The sequence below is a fragment of the Methylobacterium sp. yr668 genome (assembly GCF_900116245.1).
In the GTDB taxonomy this organism is placed as follows: domain Bacteria; phylum Pseudomonadota; class Alphaproteobacteria; order Rhizobiales; family Beijerinckiaceae; genus Methylobacterium.
This window is the reverse complement of sequence record NZ_FOZY01000009.1, coordinates 130,739-147,882: the sequence shown is the minus strand read 5'-3', so window position 1 is coordinate 147,882 and position 17,144 is coordinate 130,739. Positions and strand designations below refer to the sequence as shown.

16 protein-coding genes are annotated in these 17,144 nt (G+C 73.4%); 13 read left to right on the top strand and 3 right to left on the bottom strand.

What is annotated here, in order from left to right:
- Positions 1-5: 5 nt before the first annotated feature.
- From urtC to BM419_RS14160, 5 genes are all read left to right on the top strand, one after another.
- Entirely contained in the window at positions 6-1,160 is a 1,155-nt protein-coding gene (gene urtC, locus BM419_RS14180; protein WP_026605241.1) for an urea ABC transporter permease subunit UrtC, read from the top strand.
- An 89-nt stretch (positions 1,161-1,249) separates the two neighbouring features.
- Positions 1,250-1,960: an urea ABC transporter ATP-binding protein UrtD gene (urtD, locus tag BM419_RS14175; protein ID WP_042675143.1), complete on the top strand. Its 711-nt coding sequence runs from the start codon at positions 1,250-1,252 to the stop codon at positions 1,958-1,960.
- 2 nt (positions 1,961-1,962) lie between these two features.
- Entirely contained in the window at positions 1,963-2,658 is a 696-nt protein-coding gene (gene urtE, locus BM419_RS14170; protein ID WP_091926790.1) for an urea ABC transporter ATP-binding subunit UrtE, read from the top strand.
- 289 nt (positions 2,659-2,947) lie between these two features.
- The gene (locus BM419_RS14165; protein WP_020095148.1) at positions 2,948-3,154 is read left to right on the top strand and encodes a hypothetical protein; all 207 of its coding nucleotides are present in this window, start codon (positions 2,948-2,950) and stop codon (positions 3,152-3,154) included.
- Positions 3,155-3,254: 100 nt separating this feature from the next.
- The gene (locus tag BM419_RS14160) at positions 3,255-3,539 is read left to right on the top strand and encodes a hypothetical protein (RefSeq protein WP_091926789.1); all 285 of its coding nucleotides are present in this window, start codon (positions 3,255-3,257) and stop codon (positions 3,537-3,539) included.
- A gap of 15 nt (positions 3,540-3,554) precedes the next feature.
- Here BM419_RS14160 and BM419_RS14155 read toward each other — a convergent pair whose 3' ends face one another.
- From BM419_RS14155 to BM419_RS14145, 3 genes are all read right to left on the bottom strand, one after another.
- On the bottom strand, positions 3,555-5,201 hold the full coding sequence (locus tag BM419_RS14155; protein ID WP_091926788.1) for a hybrid sensor histidine kinase/response regulator: 1,647 nt from the start codon (positions 5,199-5,201) through the stop codon (positions 3,555-3,557).
- Positions 5,202-5,632: 431 nt separating this feature from the next.
- A complete protein-coding gene (locus BM419_RS14150) occupies positions 5,633-6,466 on the bottom strand; it encodes a hypothetical protein (protein ID WP_091926787.1) in 834 nt (277 codons plus the stop codon).
- Between the two features lie 79 nt (positions 6,467-6,545).
- Positions 6,546-7,178 (bottom strand): LuxR C-terminal-related transcriptional regulator, encoded by a 633-nt coding sequence (locus BM419_RS14145; protein WP_042671988.1) that lies wholly within the window; start codon positions 7,176-7,178, stop codon positions 6,546-6,548.
- 274 nt (positions 7,179-7,452) lie between these two features.
- On the opposite strand from BM419_RS14145, the gene BM419_RS14140 reads away from it, so the two are divergent.
- The 8 genes from BM419_RS14140 (at position 7,453) to BM419_RS14105 (ending at position 17,055) form a co-directional block, all read left to right on the top strand.
- A complete protein-coding gene (locus tag BM419_RS14140) occupies positions 7,453-8,046 on the top strand; it encodes a hypothetical protein (protein ID WP_091926786.1) in 594 nt (197 codons plus the stop codon).
- Positions 8,047-8,049: 3 nt separating this feature from the next.
- Positions 8,050-9,150 carry an AAA family ATPase gene (locus BM419_RS14135; RefSeq protein WP_091926785.1) on the top strand — a complete coding sequence of 367 codons (1,101 nt, stop codon included), beginning with the start codon at positions 8,050-8,052 and terminating at the stop codon, positions 9,148-9,150.
- A 73-nt stretch (positions 9,151-9,223) separates the two neighbouring features.
- Positions 9,224-11,179 carry an AAA family ATPase gene (locus tag BM419_RS14130; RefSeq protein ID WP_056530780.1) on the top strand — a complete coding sequence of 652 codons (1,956 nt, stop codon included), beginning with the start codon at positions 9,224-9,226 and terminating at the stop codon, positions 11,177-11,179.
- A gap of 22 nt (positions 11,180-11,201) precedes the next feature.
- Positions 11,202-12,563, top strand: a complete 1,362-nt coding sequence (locus BM419_RS14125; protein ID WP_091926784.1) for a hypothetical protein — start codon at positions 11,202-11,204, stop codon at positions 12,561-12,563.
- Positions 12,560-14,002 carry a peptidoglycan-binding domain-containing protein gene (locus tag BM419_RS33230; protein WP_091926783.1) on the top strand — a complete coding sequence of 481 codons (1,443 nt, stop codon included), beginning with the start codon at positions 12,560-12,562 and terminating at the stop codon, positions 14,000-14,002. Before BM419_RS14125 ends, BM419_RS33230 begins: the two co-directional genes overlap by 4 nt.
- Before the next feature lie 9 nt (positions 14,003-14,011).
- The gene (locus tag BM419_RS14115) at positions 14,012-15,367 is read left to right on the top strand and encodes a hypothetical protein (protein WP_091926782.1); all 1,356 of its coding nucleotides are present in this window, start codon (positions 14,012-14,014) and stop codon (positions 15,365-15,367) included.
- 52 nt (positions 15,368-15,419) lie between these two features.
- The gene (locus BM419_RS14110) at positions 15,420-16,184 is read left to right on the top strand and encodes a hypothetical protein (protein WP_091926781.1); all 765 of its coding nucleotides are present in this window, start codon (positions 15,420-15,422) and stop codon (positions 16,182-16,184) included.
- Between the two features lie 67 nt (positions 16,185-16,251).
- Positions 16,252-17,055: a hypothetical protein gene (locus BM419_RS14105; RefSeq protein WP_091926780.1), complete on the top strand. Its 804-nt coding sequence runs from the start codon at positions 16,252-16,254 to the stop codon at positions 17,053-17,055.
- Positions 17,056-17,144: the final 89 nt, after the last annotated feature.

Below are 17,144 nucleotides of genomic sequence, written 5' to 3'. Positions count from 1 at the left end.
GCCCCATGCCGCCTCGCACCCCCCTCATCGACCTGAAGGGCTGGATCTTCCTCGCCGTCCTGGCCGCCTTCTGCCTCGCCGTGCCGGTGCTGAATCTCGCGGTGCCGGAGGGCTCCGGCCTGCACCTGCCGACCTACCTGGTCTCGCTCTTCGGAAAATACCTCGCCTACGCGCTGCTCGCGGTCAGCCTCGACCTCGTCTGGGGCTATTGCGGCATCCTCTCGCTCGGCCACGGGGCGTTCTTCGCCCTCGGCGGCTACGCGATGGGCATGTACCTGATGCGCCAGATCGGCGCCCGGGGCGTCTACGGCAACCCGGTCCTGCCCGACTTCATGGTGTTCCTGAACTACAAGGCGCTGCCCTGGTACTGGTACGGCTTCGACCACTTCGCCTTCGCGGCCCTGATGGTGCTGCTGGTGCCGGGCCTGCTGGCCTTCGTGTTCGGCTGGCTCGCCTTCCGGTCGCGGGTGACCGGCGTCTACCTGTCGATCATCACCCAGGCGCTGACCTACGCGCTGATGCTCGCCTTCTTCCGCAACGACATGGGGCTCGGCGGCAACAACGGGCTGACCGACTTCAAGGATCTCCTGGGACTCTCGGTTCAGGCACAGAATTTCCGCGTCGGCATCTTCGTGGCCACCGGAATCGCGCTGGCTTTGGGCTACCTGATCGCCCGGGTCATGACGGTCTCGGCCTACGGCAAGATCCTGATCGCCGTGCGCGACGCCGAGAGCCGCACGCGCTTCCTCGGCTACCGGCCGGAGCACTTCAAGACGCTGGCCTTCACGGTCTCGGCCATGATGGCGGGCGTCGCCGGCGCCCTCTACGTGCCGCAGGTCGGCATCATCAATCCGGGGGAGTTCGCGCCCACCAACTCCATCGAGACGGTCATCTGGGTGGCGGTGGGCGGTCGCGGCACGCTGGTCGGCGCGGCGCTCGGCGCCGTGCTGGTCAACTACGCCAAGACCGTGCTCACCGGCGCGATGCCGGACGCGTGGCTGTTCGCGCTCGGCGGCCTGTTCGTGTTCGTGACGCTGTTCCTGCCGCGCGGCCTCGTCGGCACCGCGATCGAGCGGTTCGGCTCCCGGCGCGCCGCCGCCAAGCTGCCGCCGGAGCCCGCCATCGCCCCGAAACTCGCCGAAGAAGGGCAGGGCTCGTGAGCACCGACCTCCTCGAACCGCCGGATGCCGCTGCCCGCGGCCCCGCCAACCGGAAGCGCGAGACGGACGCGCTCCTCTACCTCGACGACCTGCGGGTGACCTTCGACGGCTACAAGGCCCTGCGCGGCCTGTCGCTGACGCTGGCCCGCGGCGAGTTGCGGGCGATCATCGGCCCGAACGGCGCCGGCAAGACCACCATGATGGACTGCATCACCGGCAAGACGCGGCCGGACAGCGGCATCGCGCTGTTCGACGGCACCCACGACCTGCTCAGGAGCGACGAGCCGGCGATCGCCGACCTCGGCATCGGCCGCAAGTTCCAGAAGCCCACCGTGTTCGAGAGCCACACGGTCGCCGACAACATCCTGCTCGCCCTCAAAGGTCCGCGCGCCGCCTTCGCGTCCCTGTTCGGCTGGCGCAACCGGGTGGAGGCCGCGCGGATCGATTCCCTGCTGGAGACCGTCGGCCTGCTGGCCCACCGGGGCCGCCCGGCGGCCGATCTCAGCCACGGCCAGAAGCAGTGGCTGGAGATCGGCATGCTGCTCGCGCAGGACCCCAAGCTCCTGCTGGTCGACGAGCCGGTGGCCGGCATGACCGACGCCGAGACCGCCGAGACCGCCCGCCTGCTGCGCCGCATCGCCGGCGAGCACGCCGTGCTGGTGGTCGAGCACGACATGCACTTCGTCCGCGACCTCGGCTGCCGGGTCACCTGCCTGCACGAGGGCGCGGTGCTGGCCGAGGGCTCGATCGACGCCGTCTCGGCCGACCCCCGGGTCGTCGAGGTGTATCTGGGACGATGACCATGCTCTCCGTCGACGGCATCGACCTCTATTACGGCGCCGCGCAGGCGCTCCGCGGCGTCTCGCTGACGGCCGAGGCCGGGCGGGTCACCACGGTCCTGGGCCGCAACGGCGTCGGCAAGACCTCGCTGCTGCGGGCGATCGTCGGCCAGCAGCCGGTGCGCTCCGGAGCGATCCGTCTCGACGGCCGCCCGATCCAGGGCCTCGCGCCCTACGACCGGGCGCGCGCCGGGATCGCCTTCGTGCCCCAGGGCCGCGAGATCTTCCCGCTGCTCACCGTCAAGGAGAACCTGGAGACCGGCTTCGCGCCGCTCAGGCGCCGCGACCGCCATATCCCGGGGGAGATCTACGACCTGTTCCCGGTGCTCAAGGACATGCTGAACCGGCGCGGCGGCGACCTCTCGGGCGGCCAGCAGCAGCAGCTCGCCATCGGCCGGGCGCTGGTGACGCGGCCGAAGCTCCTCGTGCTGGACGAGCCCACCGAGGGGATCCAGCCCTCGATCATCAAGGATATCGGCCGGGCGATCACCTACCTGCGCGGCAAGGGCGAGATGGGGATCGTGCTGGTCGAGCAGTATTTCGAGTGGGCCCGGGACCTCTGCGACTCCTACGCGGTGATGGATCGCGGGCAAGTGGTGCTGGCCGGCCCCCGGGCCGGGATGGTCGAGGCCGACGTGCTCCGCTGGATGTCCGTCTAGCGCGCCCGCCGCACGTCCCGCCGGCGCCGGGCCTGCGAATACGGCACTTCGATCCGGATATCGGGACGGATAATCAACAATCGGAGCGCGGCCGGGGCCGATATCGACCGCCAAATCTGTGCACACGGCCCTGGTTGGCCAATGTTAAAACACAATTCAGGTCCGCCATGGGGCACAACCACGGGGGGGCCCATGACGATCCTGGATCCGATCACCGGCGAGCTGGTCACCATCGCCGTTCCGCGGCCGCGGCCGCAGGCCGGCCCGCGCTGACGGGCGGCGCGCTGTCATGACGAACGCGACCGATCGAAGGGCCGGCCGCCGCGGCGTCCGCGGCGGCCGTGCCCAGGTCCGGACGGTGCCGCCGGGCCTGCTGCTGGCCGGCGGCGTGGGGGCGAACGCCCCGCTGACGGCCGTCGACCTGATCGCCCAGGCCCGCGCGGCCCGGCGGGAGGCCGAGGCCCGCGACGGCGCGGACCGCGCGGAGCAGGGCTGACGCGGCGACCGGGGCCGCCGAGCCGGCCGCCCGCCTCTTGAGATCACCCGCGCGGGATGGTCAGAAGGCCGGCAGTCTCGCGGCAGCCGGCGGGTGAGTCATGAAGTTCGGCGTCCTGATCCTGGCCGGCGCCTGCGGCGTCCTCGTCGGGATCGTCATCGGGTACGTCGCGGGAACGCGACTCAGCCAAGCCTTCGCGCAATTGCCGGTGACGGACCGCTCTCCCGCCGCGCAGGCGCTCCGGATCGTGGACCGCATCGCGACCGAGCACGGCCTCGCGCGGGACGCGCTGCTCCGGGCGATGCTCGACCAGCAGGGCGGCCGGACGGGGACCGCGCGTCCCGGCGAGGAGCCGGGCAGGGAGCCGGGCGAACCGGCCCGGTAGGGCGCCGACCGCGCCTCACGCGGCCGGCGCCGGCCGGGGGCGCAGCCGGAGGCTCGCGGCGGTGAGCACGGAGCGCAGCTCGGCCGGCCGGACCGGTTTCGAGAGGATCGGGATGTCCGGCGCCCCCAGATCCTCGCGCACGCGCGCCTCGTCGTGGCCGCTCATCACCACCGCCGGCAGCGGGCGGCCGGCGAGCCTCCGGACCGCCGCGATGCAGTCCGTCCCCGTGACGCCGTTCCCGAGCTCGAAATCGGTGATGAGGAGGTCGATCTCCGGCACGGCGTCGGGGATCCCGGTCTCGGGCCGGACGCGGCAGCCCCATTTCTCCAGCAGGCTGGCGGTCGCCCGCAGCACGGCAGCGTCGTCCTCCACCAGCAGCACGCGCAGGCCGCCGATCGTCGCCGGCGGGTCGAGCCGGGCGGGGAGGGCCGCGGGCTGCGGGGCCCGGGCGAGGGGCAGGTCACCGATCGTCACGCAGGTCCCGCGCCCCGGCACCGAGCGCAGCGTCACCGTCAGGTCCAGGAGCGCGCCGAGCCGCCGGACGATCGGCAGGCCGAGGCCCACCCCCTCGACGTCCCGGTCGCCGCGGCGGCGGACTTGGTAGAACTCGTCGAAGACCCGCTCCTGATGCGCGACCGGGATCCCGGGGCCGCGATCGTAGACCTGGATGGCGAGCCGGTCGCCCCGCCGGCGGCAGGCGATCAGGATCGGCCGGCCGGGCGCGTACTTGATCGCGTTGTTGACGATGTTCTGGACCATGGTCGTGAGCAGGGCCCGGTCGGTGCGCACCACGACCGCGCAGGCGCGGCTGCGCAGGGCCGTCCCGGCGATCTGGGCGGCCTCGGAGTTCTGGCGCCGGACATCCTCGAGGATGTCGTTGATCGCGACGGGCTCGGGCCGGGGCTCCACCCGTCCGCTGTCGAGGGTCGAGATGTCCAGGAGCGACTTGAACAGGCGCGAGACGCTCTGCAGCGACCGGTCGATGTTCTCGACCATCTGCAGCTCCTCCGGCCCCAGCCGGGCGCCGCGCAGGCAGGCGGTGAACAGGCTGATGGCGTGGATCGGCTGGCGCAGATCGTGGCTCGCCTGCGCCAGGAAGCGCGACTTGGACAGGCTCGCCTCCTGCTCGCGCTCGTAGGCGCCGCGCAGGCGCTCCAGCAGGCTGTAGATGTAGGTCGGCACGAGGACGGTGATGGCCGTCAGCGTCAGGACGAGGAACGGGTTCGCGCGCCAGTACGCGTTGAAGTACGTGGTGACCGCGATCGAGACCAGGGCCGCCGCCGTGGACGCCTTCAGGGCGGTGACGCCGTAGCGCAGGCCGTTGCCGACGATCAGCCGGATGACGATCGCGTAGAGCGGCAGGAACGGCGCGCCGCCCACCGCCATCGTGTAGGTCATCCCGCCGAGGTCGAGGAGGAAGGTGACGACGCGGCGCGGCGTGTTGCTGCCGGGATTGCGGCTGATCCAGCCGTACAGCGCCACGGCGAAGACCCAGTGGCACGTCACCAGATAGGCGACGAACCGTGCCTCCGGCGGGGCGATCCCGCCGTAGATCTGGGGCAGGAGATACAGGCAGGCGAGGCCGATGACGACGGCCCGGATCAGCGCCTGCGCCTTCTCGTTGTCGTACGCCTCGTCCCGCCGGCGCCGCGACCCGAACATCGGCGGCTCAGGCCCGGCCGGCTGCGACGCCGAGACCGAGACCGAGGCAGGGCACCCGCTCCGCCGGAGCGGACCCCGCGGCGTCCGCCCTGAATCGCGCCGTGCCGGCCCCGGTCTCCCGCTGTCGCTTCATCGTGCAGTCGCCCTGCCGCGTCGCCGCCCGGGATCCGGGCAACGGCGCGCCGCCGTCGCCGATCGCGGACAGATCTGACAAGTCTACCTGAAGGTGATCGACGCCACCAGACGCGACGGGAGCCCGCGATGTGGCGGCGCGGACGAGTCTTCGGTGCTAGAACCGCTTATTCAGTCTCCGCTACAATGGTCCCCGTGCTGCATCGAGACGTTCCTGCGGAAAATATGCGGCAGATTATTTTTTACTTCACTGCAGGTCTGATCTCGTCGACCGGCCGCACGCACGCTCGCGGGCGCCGTCAGCGGTAGGTACCGGCGCCCGGATCGAATCGATAGACCCGGGCATCCCGGTCCGTGGCCGGACGCAGCGCCCCGTCCGCGCCCAGCACGGTGCCGCTCAGCGTGACCCGGACCGGGGGCCACGCGGCGGGGTCGCGCGGATCCTCCGGCAGGATCTCCAGCCGCCCCGCGCTCGATCCCAGCCGGCAGGGATCCTCCGCGCAGCCGGCCGTCTCGTCGGCGCCCGCCGCGACCTCGCCCGCGAGCGTCCAGTGCGCCGGCGCGTCGCGGAACTGGAGGAGGAGGTACGAGAAGCCCTGCGATCCGGCCGTCCCGTAGACCGTGAGGCGCAGGCCCATCAGGAGGCGGCCCCGGCTCAGCGGCCTGAACACGGCGCCGAGCCGCTCGTCCACCTCCGGGGCGCCGCCGTTGCGGTTCCCGGTCCCGATCCGGCCGGACAGGACCTGCACGTCTTCGAGGCGCCAGCGCATATCCTTGAGGACGTAGGTGGCGGCCGCGACGCTCCGCCGGTCGGGCGCCGCGGCGTCCGCGCCCGGGGCCGGCATCGTGACGAAGCCGGTGAACCGGCTCCCGGTCTCGGTGGAGAACATCGCGGCGGTCCAGAATTCTGCCGTGCGGCCGTCCTTCATCCGGCAGGTCTCGGCCTCCTTGTCGGCGGGCCGCCCGCAGATCGCCGCCAGCACCGTGGCGTGCGGCAGCATGGCGAGGTCGGGATCGGCCGCGGCGGGCGCGGCAGCGAGCCCGGCAGCCAGCACCGGCAGCACCGCCAGGGCCGGACCCGTCGGAAAACGCCCGCGGGCCGCGCGCCCGTCTCCCCGTCCCGCCCGTCTCATGCGCCGGGCTCTGCCACGGAGCCCGGCACCGGGCCATTCGGACAGGTGTACGATCGGCCCCGCCGCACGGTCCGCCTCCTCAATCCCCGACGCCGGCCGTGGCGGCCTTCGCGGCCGCGGCGGACCGGGAGGTCACGTCGAGGGCGCGCAGGAGCGCCGAGACGTGGATGCGGACGGTGAAGGGGGAGATCTCGAGTTCCCGGGCGATCTCCTTGTTGGTGCGTCCCAGGGCGACGAGGCGCAGCACGTCGCGCTGGCGCTGCGTCAGGGGCGGGAGCGGGCCGCGCGGCGCGGCGAGACCCGAGACCGGGCTGCGCCGGATCACGAACTCGCCGTCGCGGATCGCCGCGATCGCCTGGGCGATCTCCGCGGCGGGCAGCGCCTTGCCGATGAAGCCGTCGGCACCCTCGGCCATGACGGTCCGGATCAGGCCCTCGTCCTCGATCATCGACACGACGATGATCGAGGCCCGCTCGAACTCGACGCGCAGCGCGCCGATGGAGTGGCGGGGATCGAGGCCGGGGAACAGGAGGTCGAGGAGGAACGCCCGCGGGGGCGCCCCGGCGCGGGCCATCGCCAGGACCTGCTCCATGGTGGCGGCCTCCCGGACCAGGGCCTGCGGGTAGAGCCGCTCCGCGATGCGCCGCATGCCCTCGCGGAACAGCGGGTGATCGTCGGCAACGATCAGGGTCTCTCGCGCGGAGCCGTTCATGCCACTCCCGGTCGCAGCATCGGAATCTATCCCCATGACGTCGCGGCGCGGAGCCATGCCGAGGAAAATCCCCGGCGTGTCAAGGCTGCGACGATAGGTCATATACACTAGTAGACCGGTTTTTTCCGCCTGCCTAGAAGTCGGCCGGTCATGGTGACAGGCATCGGCCCGCTAATTTCTTCGAATCTTTCCAAAAAGAGCGAGGCTGCAGGTCATGTCGTGCGCGCCGACGCGACGCACGAATTACGTCGTTCCATGTTCGGGGGCCCGCTGGATGTCGGAAGTCGAACACCAGAATGCTGAGCGGCAGGCTCAGGATAGGCTTTCCGAGCCCCGCGCGGCCCCGAGCGCCCCGCCCGCCGCCAAGCCGGGCCTCTCGCCGAGCCTCATCGCGATCGTGGGCGGCCTGGTGGCGGCGGGCGCCGTCGCGGGCGTGCTGCTCTCGGGCGGCGGCGAGACCGCCGGGACGGCCGCGCGCCCGGCCCTGACGCTGGTCAAGGCGGGCGAGATCGACAAGGCCGCCGAGACCCTGCCCTCCGACGAGAAGGACAAGATCGTCGCGGAGGCCAAGGCCTGCCGGGCCCCGCTGGGCCAGATGCGCCTTTCGAAGATGGCGGCCGATGCCGGCGGCGTGGTGCGCATCCGGGCCGGGAACTACCTGTCCCCCGCCTTCAACGTCGCCGACGGGCCGATCAACGTCGCGGTCCCGTTCCCGGCGCCCTACGAGACCGGCAAGGGCGAGATCACCATCGAGGGCGCCGCCAAGGACGTCTTCGTCGAGCTGACGCCGGGCCTGAAGATCGACACGACCGGCGGCGTCCAGCGGATCCCCGTGATCTGGAATACCAGCAAGCCCTGCGGAGGCTGACGGATGTCGAAATCCGCCATCCTCCCCTTCGTCGTCTCCGGGCTGGTGGTCGCGGTCCTCACCCCGCTCCTGCTGAGCACCGATTACGGCCCGATCGCCTGGTGGAACGCCGCCGGGCCGGAGCTGCGCTGGAAGGCGGCGATCGGGATCGCCGTCGCCCTGCTGGCGGCTCTGGGCCTCGCCGCGACCGCGACGGCCGCGCGGAAGGCGGAGGCCGGCCTCGGGCAGCCGGCCGGCGGCCTGCTGGCCCTGCCGCGCCTGATCGTGGCGCCGCGCCGGGTCGTGGAGGCCCGGTCCCCCGAGGCCGTGATCGCGAATCTCGAGGCCATGGTCGGGCTCGCGCCGGTCAAGCGCGAGGTCAACGCCCTGATCGCGCGGCTGGAGCTGGAGCAGCGGCGGCGCGCCGAGGGCCTGCCGGTGGCGGCGATCAGCCAGCACATGGTGTTCACCGGGCCGCCCGGCGTCGGCAAGACCGAGGTGGCGCGGGCGATCGGCGAGATCTACCGGTCCCTCGAGGTGCTGCGCCGCGGGCATCTCGTGGAGGTCGACCGCGCGGCCCTGGTGGCGGGCTATGTCGGCCAGACCGCGGCCAGGACCCTCGAGAAGTGCCACGAGGCCCTCGACGGCATCCTGTTCATCGACGAGGCCTACACCCTGGCCGCCGGCGGCGGGGGCGGCGGCGACTTCGGCAAGGAGGCGATCGACACCCTCCTCAAGTTCATGGAGGACAACCGCGACCGGATCATCGTGATCGTCGCCGGCTACACCAACGACATGCGCCGGTTCATCGACACCAATCCCGGTCTCGCCGGCCGGTTCACCAAGACCGTCGAGTTCCCGCCCTACAGCCCGAAGGATCTCTGCGAGATCCTGAGGCGCATGGCGGCCCGGCAGCAATTCACGCTCCCCGAGGGGTTCGAGGCGGCGCTGACCCCCTGGCTCGCGCAGCGGTCTCGTGCCGACGACTGGTCGAACGCCCGCGAGATGCGGACCCTCTTGGAGAAGGCCCGCGAGGCCCAGGCCGCCCGGGTCGCCCTCCAGGGCGGCGACCTGCGCCGCCTGGAGATCGTCGACCTGCTCCGCGCCACCGGCGAGGACGCCTGAGGGCGGCCCAAGGGGCCACGCGCGCCCAGCACCCAGGCCATCACCAGGGCCAGCACCAAGGTTCGCCACGTCCATGGAACGCCTCGACAAGCATCCGGTCGCGCTCTTCGCGGTCATCGTGCTGGGTGCCACCGGCCTGCTGGTCGCCCTGCGGCCGGACGTGCTCGGGTCGCTCGCCGCGACGCCGTCGGCGCTGCTGCGCAACGGCCTGATCCTCGGCGGCCTCGTCGGCGGCCTGCTCGCGGCGAGCTACATCCCGGCGCGGATCGAGGCGACGCGGCGCGCCCTGGACCGGGCCCGGGCGAGCCGCAAGATCCGCCCGATCCGCTTCGTCGACGACGGCGCGGCCGCGGAGAAGAAGGACCTCCTGGCCACCGCGCTCGCGACCCTCGACGGCATGGTCGGCCTCGACCCCGTGAAGCTGGAGGTGAAGGGCGTCATCGCCCGGATGCAGGTGGAGCAGCAGCGCCGCGCCCAGAACCTGCCGGTGGCGGCCATGAGCCAGCACATGGTGTTCACCGGGCCACCCGGCGTCGGCAAGACCGAGGTGGCGCGGGTCCTCGGCAGCGTCTTCAAGGCGCTCAAGGTGCTGCGCAAGGGCCACCTCGTGGAGGTCGACCGGGCCGGGCTGGTGGCGGGCTACGCCGGCCAGACCGCGATCAAGACCCTGGAGCGCTGCAAGGAGGCCCTCGACGGCATCCTGTTCATCGACGAGGCCTACGCGCTGGCTCCCGGCGGCGGGAGCGGCGGCGAGTTCGGCAAGGAGGCGATCGACACCCTCCTCAAGTTCATGGAGGACAATCGCGACCGGATCATCGTGATCGTCGCCGGCTACACCAACGACATGCGCCGGTTCATCGACGCGAATCCCGGCCTCGCCAGCCGGTTCACCAAGACCGTCGAGTTCCCGCCCTACAGCCCGCCGGAGCTCGCCGAGATCCTGAAGCGCATGGCCGCGGGCCAGGGCTTCGTCATGCCGGAGGGGTTCGAGAAGGACCTCGCCGCCTATGTCGGGGCCCGGTCGAAGGCCGAGGACTGGGCCAACGCCCGCGAGATGCGCACGGTCCTGGAGAAGGCCCGCCAGGCGCAGGCGCTGCGCCTCGCCGCCAGCCCCGGCGGCGACATCAACCGGCTCGAACCCGCCGACATCGCCGCGGCCCTCGGCCGCCAGGCCGGCGGCGCGGTCGACATGGACGCGGCCCGGAAGGTCATGGCCCGCCTCGACGCGATGATCGGGCTCGCGCCGGTCAAGGAGCAGGTGAAGACCGTGGCGGCGCGGGTGCTGGTCGATGCCCGGCGCCGCGCCGAGGGCATCGAGGTCGGCGCGGTGAGCCAGCACATGGTGTTCACCGGGCCGCCCGGCGTCGGCAAGACCGAGGTGGCGCGCATCATGGGCGACATCTTCCGGACGCTCGGCGTCCTGCGGAAGGGGCACGTGGTCGAGGTCGACCGGGCCGGGCTGGTGGCGGGCTACGTCGGCCAGACCGCGGCCAAGACCCTGGAGCGCTGCCGCGAGGCCCTCGACGGCATCCTGTTCATCGACGAGGCCTACACGCTGGCCGAGGGCGGCGGGGGCGGCAGCGACTTCGGCAAGGAGGCGATCGACACCCTCCTGAAGTTCATGGAGGACAACCGCGACCGGATCATCGTGATCGTCGCCGGCTACACCGGCGACATGGCCCGGTTCATCGACACGAATCCCGGCCTCGCCGGCCGTTTCACCAAGACCGTCGCGTTCCCGGCCTACGACCCGTACGACCTCGTCGAGATCCTGCGCCTGATGGCGTCGCGGCAATCGTTCCGGCTGCCGCCGCGCTTCGAGACCCTGCTGATCCCGTGGGTCGAGCAGCGCGCGCAGCGGCACGACTGGGCGAATGCCCGCGAGATGCGCACGCTCCTGGAGCGCCTGCGCGAGGCCCAGGCGATGCGCCTCGCCAGCGATCCCCTGGGCGATTACGGCCAGTTCGAGCTCGTGGATGTCGAGCGGGCGCTCGGCGGCGGGGCCCCGCGCCCCGCCGCCCTGTCGTGACGGCCCGGGAGCCGTCGCAGCCATGAGCATCGCCCGCGAGGACTGGCTGCGCGCGCACGCGGCCCTCTGGTACGACGATCGCCGCTACCGCCTGGCCTGGCTCGCCCTGCCACAGGCCGTGACCTGCGCGGTGGCGGGCCTGTGCATGGCGCTGGCCGCGCAGGGTGTCTGGGGTCAGCCGGCCACCGCCTCGAAGGCGCGGCTCGCCGAGCTGAGCGCCCTGCGCGACCGGGCCGGCAAGGACGGCGACCGCAAGGCGTTCGACGCGCTGACCGCCGCGGCCACCCAGGGCCAGATCGACGCCGCGACCAAGCTCGGGACGCTCTACGACCCCCTGACCGCCGCCTACTTCCCGAACAAGCCCGCGCCGAACGATTTCGTCCGGGCGGCCGCCCTCTACGGACCGGGCGCCGCGATCGGCGATCTCCTGGCGGTCACGCGCCTCGCGGACGTGCTGCTCGACCCGGCCAACCCCAACCGCGACCTCCGGCGCGGCTGCCGCCTGGCCCAGACCTGGATCGACGCCCCCGAGACGCTCGAGCGCACGATCACCGGCGAGGAGCGGCTGACCGTCAAGCTCGCCACCTGCTACGTCGAGCCCGAGAGCGGCCTGCCGCAGGACCCGGTGCGGGCCGGGGGGCTGGTGACCGCGGTGCTGTGGCGCCGCCACCGGCCGACGATGGACGCCTTCATCAACAATCTCGGGCAGCAGAACCCCGCCCTGGTGTCGGGCATCCAGCGGCACCTGGCCGAGCAGCGCCGGTACATCGGCCCGGTGGACGGGCGGCCCAATCCCGGGATCATCACGGCCCTCCAGGTGGAGGCGGGGATCACCAACACGGTCGCGACCCCGCGGCCCGAGCCGCGGCGGGTGACGCCCAAGGGCCCGGATCCGGAGGTGCTGGCCCTCCAGGCCGCCGCCCGGACCGGCGACCGGCGGAAGATGGCCGACCTGAAGAGCCGCGCCGAGGCCGGGGACGCGGACGCGCTCACCGCCTACGCGCGCCTGTTCAACCCGGTGATGAACAAGGGCGACGTCTTCGCGCCGGACGCGCAGGTCGCCGTCGCCGCCTACGAGCGCGCCGCGGCCGCCGGCAACGGCATGGCGGCCGGCGAGGCGGCGGTGCTGTACGATTCCGGCTACGGCAACGTCGCCAAGGATCCCGGGAAGGCGGCGGCCCTCGCCCTGCGGGGCGTCGACCTCAAGGACGACCAGATCACCTTCTGGCTGCTGTTCCCGGAGGCGGGCAACTGGAGCGACGGGTTCTGGGGCGCGATCCAGGCCGCGCTGACCGCCCGCGGCTTCTACACGCTCCCGGTCGAGAACAAGCGCAATTCCGCGGTCATCACGGCCCTGCGCGCCTACATGAAAGCCAAGTCATGAGCGGCGCCACGATCGGGACCGACCGGCTCCGGGCGCACGCGACGCTCTGGTACGCGGACGCGCGCTACCGCCTCGCCTGGCTGGTCCTACCCCAGGCCGCGGTCGCCCTCCTGGCCGGCCTCGCCCTCGCGCTGCTGAAGCCCGCGGGCGAGTGGGGCAAGCCCGCCGACAGCAAGGAGAACGAGAAGCTCTATCTCGACCTGCTCGACAAGGCCGGCAAGGACGGCGACAGGGCCGCCTTCGAGAAGCTGCGGACGGCCGCCGAGGCCGGCGACGTCAGCGCCCGCTCGTTCATGGGCGCCCTCTACAATCCCGAATGGGCCGCGGTCTACGCCAAGAACCCGGTCAAGCCCGACGCCGCCAAGGCGCTGACCTACTACCAGAAGCCCGCCGACCTCGGCTTCCCCGGGGCCCAGCGCGGCATGACCGAGCTCCTGCTCGACCCCGCCCGCGGCCAGCACGATCTCAAGCGGGGCTGCCGCTACGGGCTGGCCTTCCAGGCGAACCCGGTCGCGGCCCGGAACAACTACCTCGATTCCTGGTCGACGCTCTACTGGATCGCCGGCTGCTACACCGATGCCGCGAGCGGCGTCTCGCGGGATCCGCAGAAGGCCGCCGACCTCTACATGGACACGGTGGCGGCCAAGCTGCCGCGGGCGGTCACCGCCTTCACGGACGAGCTCGGCCGGCAGCCCCCCGACCTCGTGGCGGCGATCCAGCGCGACCTCGCCAAGCGCGGCTTCTACACCGGGCCGGCCGACGGGACGGCGACGCCGCAGACGCGCGCGGCCGTGCAGGCCCTGGCCGGCCGGGGTGCCGGCCCGCAGGGCAACGCGGGAGCTGGCAGTGCGGGGGCGGGCAACACCGGAGCCGGCAACCCCGGAGCCGGCAACCCCGGCGCCGCGAAGCCCGCCGGCCCGCCGCCTCCGGCACCGCCCGCGGCGACGCCGAGCGTCGAGGAGCTCATCGCGCTGTCGAAGAGCGCGGTCTCCAATGCCGCCGACGCGGCGAAGCTCCGGGGCCTGGCGGAGAGCGGCGTCCCGGTGGCGCAGTACCTCTACGCCGCGATGCACCTGTCCCCGGCCAACAAGGAGCAGCGGGTCACCGCGCCGGACGGACCCCTGGCGGCCCGGTATCTCGAGCGCCTCGCGGTCGAGCGCTCCTTCGCCCCCGCGGCGGCCTCGGCGGCCTTCCTGTACGACCTCGGCGGCGCCGGCCTGCAGCGGGACCCCGCGAAGGCGGCCGACCTGACGATCCGCGCCCTCGAGCTCAAGTCCAACGAGATCCTGCAGAATCTCGAGCAGGACCAGTGGGGCGCCGGCTTCTGGGCCGCCCTCCAGCAGCGCCTCGCCGACCGGAATCTCTACCAGGGCCGCGTCGTCGACCAGCGCAACGACCGGACCATCCAGGCGGCGCGCCGCCTCCTCGGCAATCCATAGGAGACGGCCATGGGCCCCCGCCGCAAGGATCCCGCGCGGTTCCCGGACCCTGGGGCCGGGCGCCGCACCGCCCACCGCGCCGCCGCCCTGCTGGCGGGCCTGATGGCGGGCCTGCTGGCCGGCCTCCTCCTGCCCGCCGCCGCGCAGGCGCAGATCAAGGTCCGCAAGGCCGACTGCTTCTTCGCGGCCGACGGCAGGACCGTCATCGACGGGGTCTGCGAGTTCCTGACCGACGCGCGCAGCTACGGCGTGGGCGGGTTCCGCCTCGCCACCTACACCAACGGCTACCTGCGCGACGGCGTGGTCGTGTCGGTGACGGCGCCCGGCCAGGGCACGGCGACCTGGAACCGGGAGCCCGGCGGCAAGCCCGAGGACGGCCCCGCCGACAGCGTCACCGCGGAGGGCGCCTGCTGGACCGGGTCCCGGAGCCGGATCTGCGCCTGGAAGGTCGGCGAGGGCCGCCCCGGCTTCGGCGGCGCCCCCGCGGCGGCGCCCGAGGCCGGCGCCCCGCGGGCCGCCGACTGCTACCTCGAGGTCGCGGGCGATGTCCGCCTCGACGGGGCCTGCCAGTTCCGGTCGGAGACCGGGCAGACCGGCGCCCGCGGCTTCGAGATCCGCTCCTACGCCGCGGGCAAGCTCGACGTCGTGGCGCAGCTCGTCCGCGACCCGCAGAACCCGCTGAAGGCCACGGCCTTCTGGAACGGGTCGTCCGGGGGCCTGCGCGCCGCCGAGGCCCTCGGCGCCCTGTCGCCGAGCGGCCCCTGCTGGGACAATGACGGCGCCCGTCTCTGCGTCTGGCAGCCCGGCCAGCCCCGCGGCGGCTGGGACCGGCGGGCCGAGGCCCGCGCTCCGGCCACGCCCGAGACTCCACCGTCGCCGCCGCCGTCGCCGCCACCGGCACAGGCGCCGACACAGGCGCCGCCTCCGCCGCGCGACGGCGCGGAGGGGCGCGATCCGCCGCCGGGCACGTTCCTGAAGCTGTCCTTCAAGGGCCGCTGCGAGTCCCTGATGATGGACGGGGAGGACCTCACCGCGACCTGCGCCCCAGAGGCGGTGAACACCTCCGTCGTCGGCAGCCCGAAGGCCGGGTTCATCTTCGGCACCACCGACGGCAAGGCCATGGCGTTCATGGCCTCGGCCAAGGGCTTCGTCGAGGGCGGCACCCTGCACCAGCCCGTCGACGAGCTGATGTACGCCGAGCGCGACCAGTCCACCTTCAAGGTCAAGGGCACCTGTGAGATGCCCAACCCGATGGGCGGCCCGGTGGTCATCACCTGCAACGCCCAGTCGGCGAACAGCACCTACGCGGTCCGGTTCCGTACCGACGGCGGCAAGCCGGTCCTGACGCGCGGCGACGCGAAGTGAGGCTCTCGCCGCGGACCGGAACCGCCCGACCCGCGAACCCGAGGAGGATCCCATGGCACGACGCGTTACGACGGGAGGGGCCGGCGGCACCGGGATCCTCGTCGGCCTCCTGGGGCTCTGCCTCGCGGGACCGGCGCTCGCGGGATCCACGAGCGTGACCGCGCGGCCCGGGGAGCGGGTCCGCCTCGACGGCTACGCCACCCACGAGACCCGACCGGGCTGCCCGTCCGTTCCGGCGGCCGCGATCGAGCTGGTCACGCCCCCGCGCGGCGGCCGCATCGAGCAGCGGCGCGAGTTCCTGGTCCTCGGCCAGAACATCGACGGCACCCCGTCGCGGGACGGCTGCCAGGACGTCGAGCGGGACGCGCGGACGCTCTACTACACGGCCCGGCCCGACTTCGCCGGCCACGACACGGTGTCGGTGATCGTCACGTTCGTCACCGGCGAGGAGGCCACCTACACCTACAGGATCACGGTGCCCGAGGGCGAGGGCCGGCGGGCGCCGGCGGTGTCCCAGGCACCCGCCCCCCGCGACGCGGGCCTCGCGCGGCCGGCCCCGGCGGCGCGCGCCGCTCCCGCCGAGCGGGCGACTCCGGCCGCGACTCCGGCTGCGACTCCGGCTCCGGCACCCCGGGAGGCGAGCACCGGCGACTTCCTGCGCGACGCGGTCCGGGGCGCGGTCCCGGCCACCCGGCCGGCGCCGGCCGCGCCACCCCCGAAGGCCGCCGAGGCCGCGGCGCCCGTGTCCGGCACGCCCGCGCCGCCGCCGCAGCAGCAGCTGGCACCGCCGCGCCCGCCCGCCGCGCCGCAGCTCTGACGCAGCTCCGGCGCGGACGGCCGGACCGGCCGCCCGCGCCCCCACCGCCAAGCCGAGGACGAGTCCCGTGCATCAGCGCCTCCCGAACGCCCCCCGATCCGCGGCACCGACCCGACCGCGTCGGCGCGCCGGCGTCCTCGCCCCCGGATCGGCGCTCTGCCTGCCGCTCTGCATTTCGCTCTGCCTCGCCCTGCCGGCCCGGGCGGAGGTGGAGAACAAGACCGCGCGCCCCGGCCAGCGGATCTTCCTCCAGGGCTTCACCTACTACTTCGCCACGCAGGGGTGCCGCTCGCGCGCGGCCACGATCGAGCTCGTCAGGCCGCCGCGCGGCGGGCGCATCGAGCAGCGGCGCGAGTTCCGGATCCTCAGCGGCAAGGTCGACGAGACCGGGGCGCAGATCCGGCAGCCGGACGGCTGCGAGGACGCCAAGAAGGATTCGATGTCGCTCTACTACACGGCACGGCCCGACTTCTCCGGACTCGACACCCTGTCGATCGACGTCACCTTCGGGGATGGGTCCACGGTGCCGTACACGTTCCGGATCACCGTGCCGCCGGGCGAGCCCCGCCGGGCCCCGGCGGTGTCGCAGGCGCCCGTCCCGCGCGCGGGCGGCGCCGGGCAGGCCGCGCCGGCGGCCCGGGCGACGCCGGCTCCGGCCCCCCGGGAGGCCGGCACCAGCACCGGCGACTTCCTGCGCGACACGGTCCGCGGCTCGGTCGCGGCCCCGCGGCCGGCACCGGTCGCGGAGCCTCCGAAGTCCGAGGCGGCCGCGGCGGACGCGCCCGGCGCGCCGCCTCGGACCGAGCCTCCGCCGCCGCGCGCGATGGCGCCGGCGCCGCGCCCCCGGCCAGCGGCCGCGCCGCAGCTATGAGACCCTGCGGGGCCGGCCGGTGCGGCCCGGCCTCGCTCATCCGACGAATCCACGCCTGACCGGCCCCCGCTGCACAGGTCCGGCAGGTC

Bases quoted from the DNA above. Each gene is read 5' to 3' on its own strand.
- urtC (WP_026605241.1), top strand. From the start codon at position 6: ATGCCGCCTCGCACCCCCCTCATCGACCTGAAGGGCTGGATCTTCCTC.
- urtE (WP_091926790.1), top strand. From the start codon at position 1,963: ATGCTCTCCGTCGACGGCATCGACCTCTATTACGGCGCCGCGCAGGCG.
- BM419_RS14165 (WP_020095148.1), top strand. From the start codon at position 2,948: ATGACGAACGCGACCGATCGAAGGGCCGGCCGCCGCGGCGTCCGCGGC.
- BM419_RS14160 (WP_091926789.1), top strand. From the start codon at position 3,255: ATGAAGTTCGGCGTCCTGATCCTGGCCGGCGCCTGCGGCGTCCTCGTC.
- BM419_RS14155 (WP_091926788.1), bottom strand. From the start codon at position 5,201: ATGTTCGGGTCGCGGCGCCGGCGGGACGAGGCGTACGACAACGAGAAG.
- BM419_RS14150 (WP_091926787.1), bottom strand. From the start codon at position 6,466: ATGAGACGGGCGGGACGGGGAGACGGGCGCGCGGCCCGCGGGCGTTTT.
- BM419_RS14145 (WP_042671988.1), bottom strand. From the start codon at position 7,178: ATGAACGGCTCCGCGCGAGAGACCCTGATCGTTGCCGACGATCACCCG.
- BM419_RS14140 (WP_091926786.1), top strand. From the start codon at position 7,453: ATGTCGGAAGTCGAACACCAGAATGCTGAGCGGCAGGCTCAGGATAGG.
- BM419_RS14135 (WP_091926785.1), top strand. From the start codon at position 8,050: ATGTCGAAATCCGCCATCCTCCCCTTCGTCGTCTCCGGGCTGGTGGTC.
- BM419_RS14130 (WP_056530780.1), top strand. From the start codon at position 9,224: ATGGAACGCCTCGACAAGCATCCGGTCGCGCTCTTCGCGGTCATCGTG.
- BM419_RS14125 (WP_091926784.1), top strand. From the start codon at position 11,202: ATGAGCATCGCCCGCGAGGACTGGCTGCGCGCGCACGCGGCCCTCTGG.
- BM419_RS33230 (WP_091926783.1), top strand. From the start codon at position 12,560: ATGAGCGGCGCCACGATCGGGACCGACCGGCTCCGGGCGCACGCGACG.
- BM419_RS14115 (WP_091926782.1), top strand. From the start codon at position 14,012: ATGGGCCCCCGCCGCAAGGATCCCGCGCGGTTCCCGGACCCTGGGGCC.
- BM419_RS14110 (WP_091926781.1), top strand. From the start codon at position 15,420: ATGGCACGACGCGTTACGACGGGAGGGGCCGGCGGCACCGGGATCCTC.